Genomic DNA, 19171 nt, shown 5'->3' on the forward strand with positions numbered 1-19171 from the left:
AAAAAAGAAACTGGAGTATATCAAACTAAATTAGTATCGCACCTGAACAAGATGCAGAAAATTGTAAATATTTATAATTTTAGCGTTATAATTGCGCCATAAAATTAAGATTAAATAGTTAGGAGCAAACCAATGCCTTCATTTGATATTGTATCTGAAGTAGAAATGAACGAAGCTAAAAACGCAGTAGATAACGCAAATCGTGAGCTAGAGACTCGCTTTGACTTTAGAGGCGTTGATGCATCTATTGAGTTAAACGATAAAACAATAAAGCTTAAAGCTGAAGCTGATTCTCAGGTTATGCAATTATTCGACATTTTAGCGAGCAAAATATCAAAGCGTGGTATGGATGTATCAAGCCTAGAACTTCAAGATATTAGCCGTGCAGGTAAAAATGTTTTTCGTAATGTGGGCTTAAAGCAGGGCATCGAAAAAGACATGGCTAAAAAGGTAGTTAAAGCTATTAAAGATTCTAAAGTTAAAGTGCAAGCCGCTATTCAAGGTGAAGAAGTGCGTGTAACGGGTAAAAAGCGAGACGACTTACAAGAAGCCATGCAAGTTGTACGCAGTGCCGATTTAGGTCAGCCATTTCAGTTTAAAAATTTCCGAGATTAATTATAAAGTGCCTATTTAGGCTGTTTTATAAATACAAAAGCCAAATTGCGCCTAGGGTAATTTGGCTTTTTTTATAAGCCGATCGTATTAGCTTAAATATCATTATTTTAATTTTAGCTGTATAGACGTCCATTGACATTTTTTAATAAAGTACTCACAATAACCGCCTATTTTCAAGGTGCTTGCTAAACACTTCAATGTAATGATTTTTTTAGTAAGATAATCGGGAAGTTGGTGCATAGTCATGATGATTTTAATTCCAACACTGCCCCCGCAACGGTAAAGTAATGCAAAAAAATGTGTCACTGAGTCCGGAGACCGGCCTTGATGTAATCTTACTTAAGTCTTTGCGGTGGGCAAGGATAGGGGACATCATGTTAAATAAAACAACTCTTGGCGTTGCAATTTGTGCTGCGCTTTCATTTTCTGCATCTGCTGTTGATCACTCAATTGAAAAAATAACGGTTACTGCTAACAAGTTCGAACAATCAATTAATGACGTTTTAGCGAGTGTAGACGTTATTGAACGTGCTGAAATAGAAGCAAGTAACGTACGCGATTTACCTACACTTTTAAGCACGCGAGTGGGTTTTCAGGTTAATCCAAACGGTGGTTTTGGTCAAAATACAGGTGTGTCACTTCGTGGTACGGGCTCAGGCGATACGTTGATTTTGATTGACGGTGTTCGTACAGGCTCAGCAACACTAGGTCAAAAAGCACTAAATAATGTCCCTCTAAATAGTATTGAACGCATAGAAATAATTAAAGGCTCTCGCGCGGCTGTTTATGGCTCTGATGCACTCGCTGGTGTTATTAATATTATTACGCGTGAGTCAGATAACTTATCTCTAAGCGCTACACTTGGTTCAGACTCTTATCAAAATTATCAAGTTGCAGGCTCTGTAAAATCAGATGATATAACAACAGCATTTAACGCAGGCTTTGAAAAAACAGATAACTTTGATGCGCTGCAAGGCGTTGCACCAGATGAAGATGGCTATGAAAATAAAAACCTTGGTTTTAAAATAAACTACACCGATGCACATTACGGCGACTTTAAGTTATTAGGCCAATACAGTGAAGGCTATGCAGATTACGACAGTCGTTTTAGTCCAGCCACAAGTACTATCGAAACAGGTGACTTTAAAAACTATCAGCTTTCTGCAGGTTGGAGTAAAAACTACACTAACCAATCGCATAGTATTGATATTGCTATTTCAACAGATGATTCTCACGATACTTCAGCATTTGGTGTAAATGATTTTATAACGAAACGTGTGCAATTTGATTATAACGGTCAATATACATTATCTGAAGAGCTTAATATTAGCGGTGGTGTTAACTGGTACAACGATGATGTATCGCACAGTTCAACGCAGTATGATATGCAAGATCGTGATGTATTAGCAGTATTTGTTGGGGCTTATTACAATGCTGAAAAAGTGTTAGCTAATTTAACAATTCGCCAAGACGATGATGAACAGTTTGGTGATGAAACAACATATACAGCCGCTGCGGGTTATCATTTATCTGAAGACGCCACGTTCCGCATAAGCCAAAGCACTGGTTTTAAAGCACCTACATTTAACGATTTATACTTTCCGGCATTTCCTGGTTTTCCACCTTCATCTAATCCTGATTTAGAGCCTGAGAAATCATTAAATCAAGAGATTGGGTTAAATGTAGATTTTGATATAGCAAGTATTGACGTTGCTATTTTTAGAAATGATATTGAAGATAAGATATCTTTAGATTCTAACTTTTTTCCTATCAACTTAAATGAAGCGCGCTATGAAGGCGTTGAGTTTACTCTTTCACAGCAGCTTTTTGGTTTTGATAGCAACCTTAACTTTGCTTACTTAAGCGCTGAAGACGAAGAAACGGGCGCAGAGTTGCGTAATGTTGCTAAACGTACTTTTAACTGGGAACTTGCAAAACAGTTTGGTGCTTTTGATGCAAGCTTAGACATGCAATACCGTAGCGACCGACAAGGTGCTGTGACTCGTTTAGGATCATACACGCTTTGGAACTTAGCGGGTAATTATCAAGTAAATGAACATATTGAAGTTTCGCTTCGTGTAGAAAACTTATTTGATAAAGAATATAACGCTGTTGATTCAAATACTGATTTTACAACGGGTGAAGTGTATTACTACAACACGCCAGAGCGTCGCTTTTTTGCAGGCGCAAGCTATCAGTTTTAACGGTATTTATTAATATTAAAAAGCCCGGCTTATGTCGGGCTTTTTAATGTGTAGCTAAGTTTAACTTATCAATTTAACTACTCACATTAGCTAGTCAGCTAAGAACTCTTCAAACACGGTTTCAAATTTATGTAATTTAGGTGCTATTAAAATGCTGCAGTAACCTTGCTCTGGGTTTTCATTATAGTAATCTTGATGGTAGTGCTCAGCTGGATAATAAGTGGTAGCAGGACTTACTTCTGTCACAATTGGATCACTTACATGGCTTTGTAGTTGAGCTATAATGTCATTGGTTTGTTTTAACTGTGTTGCATCATGATAATAAACAACACTTCTATATTGCGTGCCTACATCGTTACCTTGTCTATTTAGCTGCGTTGCATCATGCAGTGTGAAAAACATAGCAAGAAGAGTCTCATAAGTAACCACTGAGCTGTCAAACTCCACTTTAACTACCTCAGCGTGACCGGTTGTGCCTGAACATACTGATTTATAGGTAGGCGTTTCTGTGCTTCCACCTGTGTAGCCAGAGCTTACATTTAATACGCCATTTACGCGTCTAAATGCGGCATCTATACACCAAAAACAGCCGCCACCAAATGTTGCTACTTGCGTTGTTGAGCTCATAAGTATTCCTAAAATGTGTATAAGGTTATGCCAAGCATAAATTGTATGCGCCGTAACAATAACGTTACGGCGCTATACGCAGGTTAGATCTCTTCTAAAGGTTTTTCTGCGGCTTGCTTATTGAGTTTTTGTTGCAAAAACTCTGGTGATTGTGTGTTGCGCGCTAATGCATAATAAGCTGCAGGTACAACAAAAAGAGTTAGTAAGGTCGATACGACTACCCCTGTAAACACGACTACACCAATAACCATACGGCTTTCAGCGCCCGGGCCTGAAGCAAGTACTAAAGGTACCGAACTCATAACCGTGGTCAGCGAGGTCATAATAATAGGGCGCAAACGCTGAGTTGCTGCTTGCAAAATAGCTTCACTAAATTCAACGCCTTTATCGCGCAGCTGGTTAGTAAATTCTACAATCAAAATACCGTTTTTAGCACTTAAACCTATGAGCATGACAATACCTATTTGGCTGTAAATATTTAAGGTAAGTCCTGTAGCCCAAAGTCCGAACATAGCGCCCATTAAACCAAGTGGTACGGTAAGCATAATTACAAACGGATGCATAAAGCTTTCAAATTGCGCTGCCAGTACTAAAAAGGTAACGGTGAGTGCAAGTATAAATACGTAGGTCATTGCTGATGCGCCTTCGTAATAAAGCTGCGACTCTCCTTTGTAGTCTATTGCGCCATCTATATCGTTTTCTTGCGCGGCTACTTCGTTTAAAAAGTTAAGCGCTTGCTCAAGCGTATAACCGTCAGCAAGATTGGCGCTTAGTGTAATTGCGCGCATGCGGTTATATCGGTTTAAGCGCGATGCGGTTGCTTCTTCTTTTAAACTGATAAGACTGTCAAGTGGGACTAGTTCACCACTTCGTGATTTAAGGTATATATTTGAAATGTCAGTAGGGTTAGCAAAGTCTTCTTTTGTGCCTTTTAAAATTACATCATACTCTTCACCACGGTCAATAAAGGTCGTAACACGGCGCTGACCAAGCATTGTTTCTAGTGTACGGCCTACATCTGATACCGAAACACCTAAATCTGCTGCTTTGTTTTTATCTATGCTGACTAAAAACTGTGGGAAGGTTTCTTTGTAGTCATGATCGATTCTTACTAAACCAGGATTTAACTCTGCACGCTTTATTATACGGTCACGCCAGTCAGCTAGTTGTGCATAATCGTTGCCTTGCAATACAAACTCAATTGGGCGAGATGAGCCACCACCGCCAATACCACGGCGCATAATTGCAAATGCACGAACATCGGTAACTTCTTGCATTTTACCGCTTATTTCGTCCATTACTTCCCACGTTGAACGTTTGCGTTTATCCCAATCGGCCATTCCAACAATCGCAACACCGCCGCTTCCGCCCCAACCAGGCACTCGAACAAGTACACGACTTAGCTCACCCGATTCAGAGTAAGGCATTAAGCGCTCTTCAATTTTAGCCATATTAGCGGCATTATTTTCGTAACTCGCGCCTTCTGGGCCGCTCATCATAATAAAGAATGTACCACGGTCTTCTTTAGGTGTCAGTTCCGATGGAACTTGTAAAAAGAGTGAGTAACTTACAAACCCTGCAAGTAATAAGCTCACCATTAAACCCCATTTGCGGGTCATATTCGTGGTCAGTGATTTACGGTAGCTCGATTCTATTTTTATAAATTGGCGGTCCATCCACTGGCTAAATTTATTTGGCTTGTCAGATGCTTTTAGTACTTTAGAGCACAGAGCCGGTGCAAGTGTTAGTGCGGTAACGCTTGAGAAAAATACAGCGGCGCTTACCGCCATAGCAAACTCAGTAAATAATGCACCAATACGGCCATCCATAAATACCAAAGGAACAAATACCGATATGAGCACAAGTGTAGTTGCGACAATGGCAAAGCCAACTTCGCGCGCGCCTCTAAATGCTGCCAATAGTGGAGGCTCGCCTAATTCAATACGACGGTGAATATTTTCAAGCATTACAATGGCGTCATCAACAACCAAGCCAATTGCGAGCACTAATGCAAGTAAAGTTAGTAAATTGATTGAGTAACCCATAGCGAGTAAAAACATGAAGCTACTTACTAAGGCGACAGGTACTGTTACCGCGGGAATAAGGGTTGCTCGAATATTGCCTAAAAACAAAAATATAACGAGTACTACCAAACCCATCGAAACGGCTAGGGTGCTGTATACTTCACTTATTGATTCTTTGATGAATACAGATGAGTCATAACTATCCTGAATCGTGGTACCTTCCGGAAGGTTTCGTTTTATTTTTTCAAGCTCACTGCGTGCGTTATCTACTACGGTAAGTGTGTTTGCCTTGGCTTGTTTTACAATACCTAAGCCAATCATATTTCGCCCGTTACCACGAAATAAGCTTTCGTCATCGGCAGCCTCTAAACGTACATCAGCAACTTCGCCTAAACGTACTAGATAACCTTCTTCGCCACGTTTAACTACAAGGTTATTAAAATCGCGCTGATCTTTGTAGCTACGTGCTGTACGCACGGTAAAATCACGGTCAATCGATTCTATTTCACCGGCTGGTAACTCAACGTTTTCAGTGCGTAGTGTGTTTTCTATATCGCTTGATGTAATACCACGTGCAGCCATTGCTTGACGATTTAGCCAAATTTTCATCGCGTATTGACGTTCTCCACCAATACGTACGTTAGATACGCCATCGACTACGGCTAAGCGGTCAACAATAAAACGCTGCGCGTAATCAGATAACTCTAGCGAATCCATTGTTTCGCTGTTTAATACAAACCATGCGATAGGGCTTTCATCACTGTTTGATTTAGACACCTCTGGCGGGCGTACTTGTTCAGGGAGGCTATCGAGTGCTCGTGCAACACGCTCACGTACATCGTTAGAAGCAGCATCTATATCGCGGCTTATATCAAACTCTATGGTAATGTTTGAACGCCCATTACGGCTCGAAGAGTTAATACTTTTTATACCTTCAATACCTGAAATACGGTTTTCAATTATTTGGGTTATTTTAGTTTCTATGATTTCGGCTGAAGCACCTGTGTATTCAGTGCTGATATTTACAATCGGCGTTTCAATATCTGGGTACTCTCGAAGTGGCAACATAGTAAATGCAACCAATCCAAAAGTAAGAAGGAGTAAATTAATTACAATGGCAAAAACAGGGCGTTTGACGCTAGTATCAGTAATTTTCACGTATTACCCCTTTACGCTTACTTTACTTCCAGAGCGAATTTTTATTAGCCCTTCAGTAACAATTTGTTCGCCATCAGTTAAGCCTTCGTCAATAGCAACCCAGCCATTGTTTCTGCTAGCTACATGTACTTCAATTTTATTGGCTATTCCATCTTGAATTTGAAAAACAAAGTGTTTGTCTTGTAACGGTATAACGGCTTTTTCTGGCACCATCAGTGCTTGATTACTGCTTAGTTCTAGTGCGGTATTTAAAAGCATACCAGGGCGTAATAGACCTGATTTATTAGCAAAGCTTGCAGTTACTTCGACGCTACGTGTTACAGAATCAATACGAGAACTAATATGCGTAACCTTGCCTGTAAAAGTTTGATCAGGGTAAGCATCGTTTTGAGTGAGTACTTTCAAACCAACAATAAGTTGCGCTAAGTATTTTTCTGGTACTTTAAAATCGACCTTAATAATACTAACATCATCAAGGGTTGTGATAATTGTTGTGCTATCAACATACGCACCAATTGATATTTCGCGTTTACCTAAAAGGCCTGAAAAAGGAGCCGTGATTAGCATTTCATCAAGTTTTGTTTTAGCATTTTCTAGCTGAGCTTTTGTAGCATCAACACGAGAGAGTTGTTCCTCTAGTAATGATTTAGCCGTTGATTGTGATCGAGAAAGCTCAGTTAGACGATTAAGTTGGCGTTTTTCTTCTTGCAAATTAATATTAAGTTCTTTAACTATAAGTTGCTCTTGCTTATTTTGTAATTGAACTAACTTTTGCCCTTTGCTGACTAAATCACCATCTTTAAAGTAAATACCTGTGACATAATCGTTTTGCGCACTGTTAATATAAATAGCTTGGTTAGCGCGGGCACTACCGATGGCTTCAATCATTACTGCATTTTCTTGTGAGGTCACTGTGTGCGCAGATACCTGCGTAATTTTTTGAGAAGAGTCTGTTTGTTTTCCATGACTTGATGGTAAATATAAATAAACGCTAAATATTAAAAGTAACGCAATAATAAATGGAAAAAGCGCTTTTCCTGATTGTTTTGAGTACATCGTTTTCACACCTGAAAATTAATTATACGTATTGTACGAAATAAGACCGAGAAAAGACTGTTATGTGTCTCGTTAATTTGTGCGTTAAGCGTAAAAGTAAATAAGATTTATTTATTATCCCTATTTTGTTGAGGAAAAGGTGGTTATGCATGAAATTTAAGACTTCCTGCAGCGTATGTATAACAACGAGAAAAGTTGTTTTATGGGCTGTTATTATGTTTATATTTTATATGGTGTTTTATCAATATGGATAAAGACAACAATATAATTAAATATCGAGCACAAGGTGCAAGTCATGGTATGGAAACTCTTGTAGTAGGCGCTATGGGGTTAGTTTTTATTATGATTTTTAATTTATTAAGACCAGATAAGATAACCATACCTGAGATATTTATAGTAAGCCTATGCATAGCAGCTGTTTTTATTGGTTTTTTAAAAACTCAAGAGCCATTTTACAGCTTAATATTGAGTGAGTCAGAGTTAGTTTACTGTCACAAATATGGGGTTGTAAGTATTCCCCACAATAACTATCAGTACAGTGGAATACCTAAAGTCGAGAACGGTAGTGATTACGTGGAGTTAAATGCGGTTGGTGTAAAAGTAAATGATATAGATGATTTTTAGTTAATATTGCACCAAGGATCGCAGGAAAACTCTTAATAGAGCAGCGATATTTATTTATTCAAGCCGTTCAAAAACATTGCAAAAATGGCAATTGCCCATCAGAATGGTTAATAGAAGACACACAATACACATCTCAAAAGGGAATCAGCTATACCGGGCTTATAGCTATGTTTGCTAACAGAGCTAAGCACCTTAAGCTGTTAACTGGTTATGATTTATTGTTACCTGCCAGTGTATTAGATAGAGATATTTGGGTATTTAGCGCTAATTTAAATAAGTGGAAGTGCAATCCCCGTCAGTTTATATCGTCGCAAGTTAATAATTAAACAGCGGCTTAGGAAATAAAATGAGCCAAGAAAGAGCCTTTTTAAAAAGTGGTCGAAATACCATAATACATAAAGACAAAAAACTTGATTTAGTGATTGTCAATTCTGAGGTCCATCCTCGAATTAAAGTAACTCAGCATGGCTTAGAGCCGTTTAAAGAAGAGCTGCCAAAAAATCGTCGAGATGCAAAAGAGCGTTACCTAGAACTTGTTCATGTTAGTAGTGCAGACGTGTTTGGCGAAGAGAAACAGTTACTTTTTATTCAAGCTTTAGATGGTCGTGAGTATAAAGTTGATTATAGTAAAATAGGCACCAAGTTATTTGTACGTATTCACCAAGATGCTTATATGTAGCATTTTAATGGCATCTTTATTGCTTGTAATTACACATAGTGATTTATTGACATAAAAGGTGCTGCGTATGAAAGCGTTTGCTTTAATCCCCCTCATTTCTTGTGGTTTGCTTAGTGCGTGTGGAGGCGGTGGTGGTGGTGATAATACAGCTTTAGAAACATCCGTTAATGCTGGGACAGATTTACAGGTTATTGAAAAAAGTGAATTTACCATTACAGCACAGGGATCTCCCGTTGATGGTACGTTTACGTGGCAACAAGTCAGTGGCCCAAGCTTAGAAGGTTTTCCGCTTGATGGCGCTGAACAAACACTTACAGCACCTGATGTAAAAGCAGACAGTGAAATAATCCTAAGAGTAAGCTATCAAAGTACGGGTAGTAGCGCTGTTAGTGATGATATTGCTATTTCAGTGAGCTCTAATAACCAACTTCCCCTTGTTGTTGTGACACAAACCTTGCCTGAAACACTTCCTTCTGTATACAAAGACACAATTACTTTAAGTGCTCTTGAGTCGAGTGATCCAGATGAAAATGGCCAAATTGATAGTTATTTTTGGCAATTATTGTCGGGTCCTGATTTAGATATTACGAGCTTTAATGAGTCAACACTGAGCTTTTCTCACCCATTATTAGAAACTAACGTAAATTTATCTTGGCAGTTAACCGTCACTGATGATGAAGGGGGTGAGGCGAGCACAGAATATTCAATGACGCTTAATAAAACAAATGAATTAGTAGATGCAAATGCAGGCGCTGATCAAAATGTCGAAGAATTTGAACAGGTCACTCTCGATGCAACCCAGAGTGAATCGGTCACTGATACTTATCAATGCCGTTGGCAACAATTGACTGGTAATGCCGAAACATTAAGTAATAGCAGCCAATGTACAACGACATTTATTGCCTCAGATATTGATATTGACACTATATTGAGCTTTGAAGTAACAGTAACAGATTCGAAAGGGCGTACTGATACAGATTCTTTATTTATTGATGTGTCACCAAAAGCGCTTGGGCTTATAAATGATAGTGGTGTTGGTGAGTGCTATAACAACACACTGCGTATTAACTGTGACAGTGATGATTTCCCAGCGCAAGATGCAGAGCTTGGTCGTGATAGTTTTGCTAATCGTTTAGATAAAGTTGGGAAGGGTAATTTAGCGTTTGACTATACAAAGCTCAATGAGTTTGCCGATGAGGTTGCTGATGACAGCAATTCTTTTAGTTGTGTGCGTGATAATGTGACTGGTTTAGTATGGGAGGTTAAAAGTGTTGCCTCTGGTACCGTGCCCAATACGTTAGTGCGTGATGGTCAAAATCATTATTTTTGGGATTTAGGTGATACAACCTTTACAGACACCAGTACAGCCAATTCAACTTGTCCGAATGATACGAGTTGTGGAGTACAAAGCTATATAAACGAAGTGAACAGCATAGATTTTTGTGGTGGTACAAACTGGCGATTACCTACTTATACAGAGCTTTTAGGTTTAATTGATTACGGGAAACAAGGCCAGAGTATATTAATTGATGAGTCATTTTTCCCCAATATGCCAAGTGAAAGTGCATTAAGCCATTTACGTTATTGGACTTCACAAACCGCAGTCGATGGTACCAGTTTATCGCAAGCGTACATTATAGATATGAGTGATGGTAACGATCTTGCTTATCCAAAAGAAAACACCGCTTATGTTCGTTTAGTTAGAAGCCGTTAGGAGAAAATAATGAGATTAAAATTACTCTGTGCACTAGCAACTATAAGCTTGAGCTTTAATATTACAGCGGCGCAAACGTGCTACGACGGTGCAGATACCACAACACCAACAGATAGGTTTACTATAAATACAGATGGTACAGTATCTGATACCGAAACGGGTCTTATGTGGCAACGTTGTAGTTATGGGCAAATTTATAATACAGAGACGCAGCTTTGCGAAGGATCAACACCTTCTCTTACTTGGCAAGAGGCACTTCGTGGTGCTAAAAATGATACAACCGCAGATTACGATGATTGGCAAATGCCTAACATTAAAGAATTGGCGAGTATTTTAGAGCACAGTTGCACAGAGCCGAGTATTAATGAAGATATATTTTTGGGCACTAAGCTTCAAAACTATTGGTCAAATACCTCAGGTGTAAGCACAATGAGCTCAGCGTGGGTTTATCAATTTGATAGTGGGTTGAATAGCTTACATGCTAAAACGAGTAATGTGTATTTACGATTAGTTCGCTACGAAGAATAAAGCACATACTAAGATTAGATAGATGAAAGTGCAGCCTTAAAACAGCTGCATTTTTTTGTTTTACATAAATTTACGTTATTTCAATAATAAAGCACTCACAACGTTGTCACTTAGCGCGTTTTTTTGCCATTATAGGCCGTGATTTAATTACGAAGGAACATCACGGTGTATTTAAGCTATTTTGGCCTGAATGAAAAACCTTTTTCAATTTCGCCCAACCCTCATTACTTATTTTTAAGTGAACGACATAAAGAAGCCTTAGCACACCTTACCTATGGATTAGGTGAAGACGGTGGTTTTGTATTATTAACAGGCGAAGTGGGTACTGGTAAAACTACAATTACCCGCAGTATGTTAGAGCAGTTACCTGAAAACACGCAAGTAGCGATGATCTATAACCCCGCACTTTCAGAGCTGGAGTTATTAGCTAGTATTTGTGATGAGCTCAACATTAGTTACGATGTTCATAATGCGACGCTTAAAAGTCTTACCGATATTATAAAAAAGCACTTAGAGACCAATAATAAATCGGGTGGGCACACCATACTTATAATTGATGAAGCACAGTTACTTGCCCCTAATGTGCTTGAGCAATTACGCTTGCTGACAAATATAGAAACCGATCATAAAAAATTATTACAAATAGTATTGGTTGGTCAACCTGAGCTACAAGAGCTTTTAAAGCGCAACGAATTAAGGCAACTCGCCCAGAGAATAACAGCTCGTTACCATTTATTGCCACTTACGCAAGGCCAAACAGTTGCTTACATAAAGCATCGGTTACATGTTGCAGGGTGTGATAAAGGCATTTTTTCGATGGATGCCATGCAAGCTGTTCATCAGCTAACAGGTGGTGTGCCACGATTAATGAACTTGGTTTGTGAGCGAGCTTTGGTAGGCACTTTTGCAAAGCAGCAGTTGATAGTTGATAGCGATATAATAAAAAAATCAGCACATGAGTCATTACCCATGGATTTTGTAGCGCCAGTTAATGGGGCTAACAAAACAACGTCATTTGTACCATATAGCCTTGCATTCGCTGCTTTATTTGCCGTAGGCATTGGGCTTTCATTTATTTTATAGTTAGGTAAGTTATGTCTTATTTATTAGATGCGCTAAAGCAGTCGCAGCAATCAGATATGAGTGCTGAGCAATACGACTTACAATCAGAGCAGTTAAAGCAACAGCAAGCACTTAAGCGTTATAGACGATTAGCGTTAGTATTTGGTACAAGCTTAGCTGCATTTATTGCTGTAGCTGGTGGGTTTAGTGCTGGTAAGTGGTTTCAAGGTACTACTTTATTAAACACATCGAAACCCGCTGTAATTAAGGTGGTTGAAAGCGAAAAATCGTCACCTAAAGAAGAAGTTAAAGAGGTAGATGCTGAAGTTGAAAAACAGCAAATAGCTAAGTTAGAACCCGCTAAAGTAGCTCCAACAAATACTGCAACGATTGAAGGGCAACTTGTCCATGTGCAAACACCTAACGGTGTACAGCAAATGTTATTAACGCCTAATGGGCAATATATTCCTATGCCATCGAGTCAGGTCACGAACGCAACGGGTTATAATCAGCAGAACGTGCAACAAGTAATACCAGTTCAAAATTATAATCAGCCAGTATTTAATCCACAAAATAATTACAATCCAAATAATACACAAAACGCTTCGGTATTTGGGCAAAGTCAAAATACAGCATCGGCTCAACTAGATATGAGTAAATATAAAGTACTGGGTAAGCCTATTAATGGCAGTAACCAATCTCAACAGATGAGCGATCCTGAGCTTGATGAGGTGCCTACAACGCTTAAAAATGCGTTTGCGCAGGCAGTACAAGACGCCGAAAAAAATCAAGATTATGAAGTGACCCACGCATCAAAAACGTCATCACGCGTTGAGCCTGTAGAATTGCTACCGGATGGTTTGCAATCAATGTTGCCTAGTATTAAATATCAAGCGCATATTTATTCATCGAGTGCTGATAAGCGTTGGATAAAGCTAAATGGCCGGGAGCTTCATGAAGGTGAGAGCATTGGCGCTCTAACTGTAAGAGAGATTACACCGGAGCAAAGTGTGCTTGATTTTGATGGTTATGAGTTTAGTTTAAAAGCCTTGCAAGACTGGCCTGAATAAACCCTTAGTTATTTAATTGAGAGCTCGGTAAAGTATTGAGCTCTTAATTATTTTTAGGAAAGTATAGAATTTTTGTAAAAGCGTTCTAAATCAATATTATATTCTTTAGGTTTAACCGCTGACTCAAGAGTGTCTACAATTTTTTTATTAGATAAATCAATATCTTTTACTTCGGTATAGCGACTGTGCTTAGCGCTGTAAAATGTTTTAACGACAGGTTTTAGTGGTGCCCCCGGATTACTCTCGGTAACCAAACCCACTTTTTGGCTCGATAACCTTACAAGCGTTCCTACCGGATGAATACCAATACATTGAATAAACTTATTAAGCAGCACAGGGTCAAAGCTATCTGGACATCCGTCTTTTAATATTTTAAATGCCTTTATTGGCTCCATACCTGCTTTATAAACTCGCTCTGCGGTAAGTGCGTCATATACATCAACAATTGATGCCATACGTACATACTGACTTATTTCGTCGCCCTTTTTACCAAACGGATAGCCTTTACCATCAAGCCTTTCATGATGCATACCTGCAATATCAACTGCAATACCCGTTAAGCCAGACTCTTCTAATATTTCTTTACTGAAAAGCGAGTGCATTTTCATTATTTTAAATTCATCATCGGTAAAGCGACCCGGCTTATTGAGTATTGCATCGGGAATTTTTATTTTGCCAATATCATGTAAAAGAGCACCGGTTGTCATCTGCTCGATAATATCTTTGTCTATACCTAAATGCTTTGCAAAAATACTTATTAATATAGAAACATTAATGGAGTGCTCAAGTAGGTAGGCGTCTTTTTGGCGCATTTGCGTCAAACACGCAAGGGCATCTTGGTTTCTAAAAACCGAGTCCATAAAGCCACTAGCAAGCTCCCTAAATGGCGCAATATCTATATCGCGGCCTGCTTTAATATCTTTAAATGCTTTTATTTGTAATGTTTTGGCTTCATCGTAAAGCTTTTTAGCTTTTCCAATTTCTTGCTCAGCGCTATGTGATTTTTGCCAAGGGTCACGCTTTAATTTTGTTGTAGGTATAGCGATAGGATCTTTTTCAGGGACTGAGTCAATGAGGGTTTTATCAGGGTCTATTTCTACTTCTAAAATACCTGCTTTTATTAGATTATTAATACCAGATTGAGTTTTAACCCAGCCTTGATTTTTAATTTTAATACTGCCTGTTTGCTTTGTAACGCGTTGTACAAACATGCCTGGGATTAAATTATTGATAGGAATAGTTTTCAAATTTACAACTTCAGTTACTAATCTAGTATAAAACTAACAAATTTATACGATGTTACCTAATAAAAAAGGCACTTTTGAGTGCCTTTATTATTTTTTAATGAAAAATGTTAGATTAATTATTCATCATCTTCAACAAGTGTCATTAGTGATGTATTACCACCAGACGCCGTTGTATCAATACTGATTGTTTTTTCAGTAATAAGGCGTTTGATTAATGTATCGTAATACTCAGAGCTAATAACCGGTAAAATTGCGCCTTTACGCTGTGCAAGCTGCTGGCTAAAGTAGCCTAAGCGAGACGAACGAGCAGCAACTACCGCACCCGCTAGGTGAGGGTGAGCTAAAATAGCTTGTAACTGATTCGGTTTAGCTACTTGGAAAACACCTTCTGCAACACCTGTAGAGATAAATTTATCTTTAAAGGCAACAGCTTCATCATAAAACAGCTCAGACGCTACAGTAATTACCGTATTACCTGCGGCAATAGCGGTAATGATAGACAATGCCCAGAAGTTAAATGATGTGCTCTTATCTGCATAGCACACTACGCAACCACGTGCTTCTAGATGAAGTGTATTAGACTCACCCGTTGGCCCTGGCAGGGTAGTAAACTTACGCATGTGCTTTTCAAGGCGGTTAAGCTGTGCACGTGCTTCTGATAGTGTTAATGCTAAATCGTCAGCTAAATCGTCGATAATTTCTACCGTCGCGATTTTAGCAAGCAACTGACGTACAGCCGAAACACGGTCATTTAGTGGTGTTGCACGCCAAATTTTTTCATCGCGCATTGAGTTAGCCATTAGCTTTTTAACTTGCTCATTCGCACCGCTGTAGTGGTGTAAATCAAGCTCATCTGGCGTTAGGTTAGTCATTTGCACGTTATCTGGTGATGCTTTTTCTTTTACTAAACGTTGTAGGTAGTTAGGGCCACCGGCTTTAGGGCCAGTACCTGATAAACCACGGCCACCAAACGGTTGCACACCAACAATAGCACCAATCATGTTTCGGTTAATGTAAACATTACCCGCACGTGACATTTTAGCAAGGTACTCACAGCGCTCTTCGATACGTGAATGAACACCCATTGTCAGACCATAGCCCGTGTTATTTATTTGATCCATCACATCATCAAGCTCATTCGATTTAAAGCGAATAATATGAACACATGGGCCAAATACTTCACGTTTAAGCACTGATAAGTCTTTGATTTCGTATAAACGAGGAGCAAAAAAGTATGCACCATTTTGCGTATTATCAGGAATTTTACATTCGTAATGCAGTGTTGCATTACCTTTTAAGTACTCAACGTGTTCATTTAAGTTTTTAAGTGCTTTTTCATCAATTACAGGACCAACATCAGTTGATAGTAACGATGGGTCGCCAATGTGTAACTCAGCCAGGGCACCTTTAAGCATGTCGATAATGCCATCTGCTACATCATCTTGAATGAATAAAACACGAAGAGCAGAACAACGTTGCCCAGCACTTTGAAAACCAGAACTGATCACATCATCAACTACTTGCTCAGGAAGCGCAGTCGAGTCAACAATCATACAGTTTTGGCCACCTGTTTCTGCAATTAACGGTACTTGAATGTCATTACGAGCAGCCAGTGTTTGGGAAATTAATGTGCCTGTTTCAGTAGAGCCTGTAAACATAATTGCTTGAATGCGTTCATCAGGAACAATTGTTTTGCCTACTTCGCTACCATGAGCGATAACAGGTTGCACAACATGTTCAGGTAAGCCAACTGATAACATAAGTTCAATTGCACGAAGGGCAATTAAGCTTGTTTGCTCAGCAGGTTTAGCAATTACAGTGTTACCTGTAACAATGGCGGCAGCAACTTGACCTAAAAAGATTGCAAGCGGGAAGTTCCACGGGCTAATACATAAAATAACGCCACGGGCTTCAAAGCGTTCATCTTGTGATAAGTCTTCAGCGCGGGCTGCATAGTAACGACAAAAGTCGACTGCTTCACGTACTTCATCAATACCATCTTGCGCTACTTTACCGGCTTCTTTAATACAAATAGCGACTAGCTCGTCGTTATGACGCTCTAAAATATCAGCAACGCGACGCAGTAAATTAGCACGCTCTTTTACTGAAGTTTGTGACCATGATTCAAAAGCAGCTTCAGCGTTAGCAAGCAGCACCTTCATTTCTTCGCCAGTTTGCAGTTTAACGTGGCCAATGATTTCTTTATGATTTGCTGGGTTTTTAACAGCCAATGAGCCTTCAGGTACTTGGCTTTGCTCAATTAAATGCGCGTTAAACCAGCTTTCAAGGTTCTCTTTGAAAGGGGTAATAACGTTAATGTCGGTTAAATCCATGCCTTTAGAGTTAGCACGTTCTTCACCGTATAAATCAATGGGCATTTTTATTTGCGTATTGTACTTGTTACGTAAACCTTGCAGTGTTTCTACAGGATCTGGTAGTAATGATTCAACAGGTTTTGTTGTATCTACAATCGCGTTTACAAATGATGAGTTAGCACCATTCTCTAACAAACGACGAACAAGGTACGCAAGTAGGTCTTCGTGCTGACCAACAGGTGCGTACACGCGACATTGAATTTTTTCTTCGTTAACGATTTGGTCGAATAATGATTCACCCATACCGTGTAAACGTTGAAATTCAAAACCAGTGTTGTCGCCTTTGGCTACTTCTAAAATAGTCGCGGCAGTGTAAGCGTTGTGCGTTGCAAATTGCGGATAAAGTACGTCGCGCGCTTCGAGCATTTTAATTGCACATGCTTTGTAAGAAACATCGGTTGTTGCTTTACGAGTAAATACAGGGAAATGCTCTAAACCATCTTGTTGTGTGGTTTTGATTTCTGTATCCCAGTACGCGCCTTTAACTAAACGTACCATCATTTTACGACCAACACGGGTTGCAAGGTCTGTTAGCCATTCAATAACGAAAATAGCGCGTTTTTGATACGCTTGAACCGCTAACCCAAACCCTTGCCAATCGCCTAAGTCTTTATCGCTAAATACGGCTTCAATTACATCAAGAGAGATATCTAAACGGTCAGCTTCTTCGGCATCAACGGTAAAGCCGATATCGTATTTTTTAGCTGCAAGTGCAAGTTCTTTTAACCTAGGGACTATTTCTTCCATCACACGGTCTTTATGAGTGAACTCATAACGAGGGTGGATTGCAGAAAGCTTAACTGAAATGCCTGGGCTTTTTATTGGACCACGACTGTTTGCCGCTTTACCAATAGAGTGTATAGCGTTCATGTAGCTGTCGAAGTAACGCTTCGCATCTTTCATTGTGCGTGCGCCTTCGCCTAGCATATCATAAGAATATACATAGCCTTTTTGCTCTGTATCGGCAGCACGTTCAATTGCTTCGTCAATGGTACGGCCCATTACGAATTGCTTACCCATAATTTTCATAGCAAAGTTTACAGACTTACGAATAACTGGCTCACCTAAACGACCAATGGTCTTTTTAAGCATGCCGAACTGTTGTTCTTTCGTTTTGTCTGTGTAGTTAACCATCTTACCGGTAACTAATAATCCCCAAGACGATGCATTTACAAATAAAGAATCGCTACTTCCTAAATGAGAGCTCCAATCACCTTTGGCAAGTTTGTCGCGTATCAAAACATCCTGTGTTGCTTTGTCTGGGACGCGAAGTAGTGCTTCGGCCAAACACATTAATACAACGCCTTCTTCACTAGAGAGTGAGAATTCGTTTAAAAGCGCATCAACACCGCCTTGTCCATCTTGCTCTTTACGAATGTTTAAAACAATTTGACGGGCTCTTTCCCAGGCACGACTTCGTGCTTTTACGCCTACTTCTGCAAGCGGTAAAATATGATCAATAACCGCATTTTCATCTATGCGGTAAAAGTCACGAATTTTCTGTCTGATAGGACAGTTTGTAGTTAAATCGCCTTTGAATAACATGAGCAACTCCCAGGAGTGTTTAGATTTAAAGTAAAATAAATTACCAGTAAATTACCAGTGATATAATGAGTGCATTCTAATTAAATTTCAGCAGAATATGCTGGTTAAATTTCGCGTTTTACGATAATTTACAGGGCATAAATTTAACTTATCCGCATAAAATTCTGTTATGACAATTCCAAATAGATTACGCATGCTAGATCGTATTGATTTAGCCATATTAGACGTTCTTCAAAAGAACGGCAGAATTTCAAATGTTAACCTCGCAAAACAGGTTAACTTGAGTGCAAGCCCGTGTCTTGATCGTGTAAAACGATTAGAGCAAGAAGGCTATATCGAAGGCTACTACGCTAAGCTTAGCGAAGCAAAGCTTAATCAGAGCTTAGTGGCGCATGTGCAAGTATCGCTTGTTACTTCAAACACTGCTGTATTTAAAGTGTTCAGAGAGCACATATTAAGGATAGAACAAGTCGTAGAATGCGACATGGTGGCAGGCGGTTATGATTATTTATTAAAAATCCGCGTTTCTAATATGGAAGAATACAGACAAGTTCTTGGCGACTTAGTCGATATTCCCGGCGTGGGTACTCATCATACTTATATGGTGATCGAAAAGATTAAAAAAGACGAAGGGTTGCTAATC

Annotated in this window: 13 protein-coding genes, 1 pseudogene and 1 riboswitch; of the genes and pseudogenes, 9 read left to right on the forward strand and 5 right to left on the reverse strand. The window is 39.2% G+C overall.

Annotated features, from left to right (window positions below; all coding sequences use genetic code 11):
• Positions 1 to 132 precede the first annotated feature (132 nt).
• Positions 133 to 615, forward strand: coding sequence for a YajQ family cyclic di-GMP-binding protein (locus P20652_RS14985; RefSeq protein WP_008166201.1), 483 nt, complete (start codon positions 133 to 135; stop codon positions 613 to 615).
• 159 nt (positions 616 to 774) lie between these two features.
• A riboswitch (cobalamin riboswitch) is annotated at positions 775 to 957 on the forward strand.
• Positions 958 to 989: 32 nt separating this feature from the next.
• Positions 990 to 2819: a TonB-dependent receptor domain-containing protein gene (locus P20652_RS14980; RefSeq protein ID WP_008166203.1), complete on the forward strand. Its 1830-nt coding sequence runs from the start codon at positions 990 to 992 to the stop codon at positions 2817 to 2819.
• 90 nt (positions 2820 to 2909) lie between these two features.
• Here P20652_RS14980 and msrA read toward each other — a convergent pair whose 3' ends face one another.
• From msrA to P20652_RS14965, 3 genes are all read right to left on the reverse strand, one after another.
• Complete coding sequence (gene msrA / locus P20652_RS14975) at positions 2910 to 3446, reverse strand: peptide-methionine (S)-S-oxide reductase MsrA (protein ID WP_008166204.1); 537 nt, start codon at positions 3444 to 3446, stop codon at positions 2910 to 2912.
• Positions 3447 to 3529: 83 nt separating this feature from the next.
• Positions 3530 to 6628 carry an efflux RND transporter permease subunit gene (locus tag P20652_RS14970; protein WP_008166205.1) on the reverse strand — a complete coding sequence of 1033 codons (3099 nt, stop codon included), beginning with the start codon at positions 6626 to 6628 and terminating at the stop codon, positions 3530 to 3532.
• A 3-nt stretch (positions 6629 to 6631) separates the two neighbouring features.
• Positions 6632 to 7684, reverse strand: a complete 1053-nt coding sequence (locus tag P20652_RS14965; protein WP_008166206.1) for an efflux RND transporter periplasmic adaptor subunit — start codon at positions 7682 to 7684, stop codon at positions 6632 to 6634.
• Between the two features lie 246 nt (positions 7685 to 7930).
• Between P20652_RS14965 and P20652_RS17390 the strand changes: the two are divergent.
• From P20652_RS17390 to P20652_RS14940, 6 genes and pseudogenes are all read left to right on the forward strand, one after another.
• A pseudogene (locus P20652_RS17390) lies at positions 7931 to 8634 on the forward strand (DUF2982 domain-containing protein).
• Positions 8635 to 8654: 20 nt separating this feature from the next.
• Entirely contained in the window at positions 8655 to 8987 is a 333-nt protein-coding gene (locus P20652_RS14960; RefSeq protein ID WP_008166213.1) for a hypothetical protein, read from the forward strand.
• Between the two features lie 67 nt (positions 8988 to 9054).
• Entirely contained in the window at positions 9055 to 10701 is a 1647-nt protein-coding gene (locus P20652_RS14955; RefSeq protein WP_008166215.1) for a DUF1566 domain-containing protein, read from the forward strand.
• Between the two features lie 9 nt (positions 10702 to 10710).
• Complete coding sequence (locus tag P20652_RS14950) at positions 10711 to 11229, forward strand: DUF1566 domain-containing protein (protein ID WP_008166217.1); 519 nt, start codon at positions 10711 to 10713, stop codon at positions 11227 to 11229.
• A gap of 165 nt (positions 11230 to 11394) precedes the next feature.
• A complete protein-coding gene (locus P20652_RS14945) occupies positions 11395 to 12312 on the forward strand; it encodes an ExeA family protein (RefSeq protein ID WP_008166218.1) in 918 nt (305 codons plus the stop codon).
• 11 nt (positions 12313 to 12323) lie between these two features.
• Positions 12324 to 13361 (forward strand): general secretion pathway protein GspB, encoded by a 1038-nt coding sequence (locus P20652_RS14940; RefSeq protein ID WP_008166219.1) that lies wholly within the window; start codon positions 12324 to 12326, stop codon positions 13359 to 13361.
• 53 nt (positions 13362 to 13414) lie between these two features.
• Here P20652_RS14940 and P20652_RS14935 read toward each other — a convergent pair whose 3' ends face one another.
• Together P20652_RS14935 and putA are read right to left on the reverse strand one after the other, a co-directional pair.
• Entirely contained in the window at positions 13415 to 14608 is a 1194-nt protein-coding gene (locus P20652_RS14935; RefSeq protein ID WP_008166220.1) for an HD-GYP domain-containing protein, read from the reverse strand.
• A 116-nt stretch (positions 14609 to 14724) separates the two neighbouring features.
• Positions 14725 to 18528 (reverse strand): bifunctional proline dehydrogenase/L-glutamate gamma-semialdehyde dehydrogenase PutA, encoded by a 3804-nt coding sequence (gene putA / locus P20652_RS14930; protein ID WP_008166221.1) that lies wholly within the window; start codon positions 18526 to 18528, stop codon positions 14725 to 14727.
• A gap of 169 nt (positions 18529 to 18697) precedes the next feature.
• On the opposite strand from putA, the gene P20652_RS17395 reads away from it, so the two are divergent.
• Positions 18698 to 19171: winged helix-turn-helix transcriptional regulator (locus P20652_RS17395; RefSeq protein ID WP_033017058.1), on the forward strand; the 474-nt coding region annotated here is incomplete at its 3' end.

This window comes from Pseudoalteromonas sp. BSi20652 (assembly GCF_000239855.1).
In the GTDB taxonomy this organism is placed as follows: domain Bacteria; phylum Pseudomonadota; class Gammaproteobacteria; order Enterobacterales; family Alteromonadaceae; genus Pseudoalteromonas.

Excerpts from the sequence above, each read along its gene's own strand:
- P20652_RS14985 (WP_008166201.1), top strand. The coding sequence starts at position 133 with ATGCCTTCATTTGATATTGTATCTGAAGTAGAAATGAACGAAGCTAAA.
- P20652_RS14965 (WP_008166206.1), bottom strand. The coding sequence starts at position 7,684 with ATGTACTCAAAACAATCAGGAAAAGCGCTTTTTCCATTTATTATTGCG.
- P20652_RS14955 (WP_008166215.1), top strand. The coding sequence starts at position 9,055 with ATGAAAGCGTTTGCTTTAATCCCCCTCATTTCTTGTGGTTTGCTTAGT.
- P20652_RS14940 (WP_008166219.1), top strand. The coding sequence starts at position 12,324 with ATGTCTTATTTATTAGATGCGCTAAAGCAGTCGCAGCAATCAGATATG.
- P20652_RS14960 (WP_008166213.1), top strand. The coding sequence starts at position 8,655 with ATGAGCCAAGAAAGAGCCTTTTTAAAAAGTGGTCGAAATACCATAATA.
- P20652_RS14950 (WP_008166217.1), top strand. The coding sequence starts at position 10,711 with ATGAGATTAAAATTACTCTGTGCACTAGCAACTATAAGCTTGAGCTTT.
- putA (WP_008166221.1), bottom strand. The coding sequence starts at position 18,528 with ATGTTATTCAAAGGCGATTTAACTACAAACTGTCCTATCAGACAGAAA.
- P20652_RS14980 (WP_008166203.1), top strand. The coding sequence starts at position 990 with ATGTTAAATAAAACAACTCTTGGCGTTGCAATTTGTGCTGCGCTTTCA.
- msrA (WP_008166204.1), bottom strand. The coding sequence starts at position 3,446 with ATGAGCTCAACAACGCAAGTAGCAACATTTGGTGGCGGCTGTTTTTGG.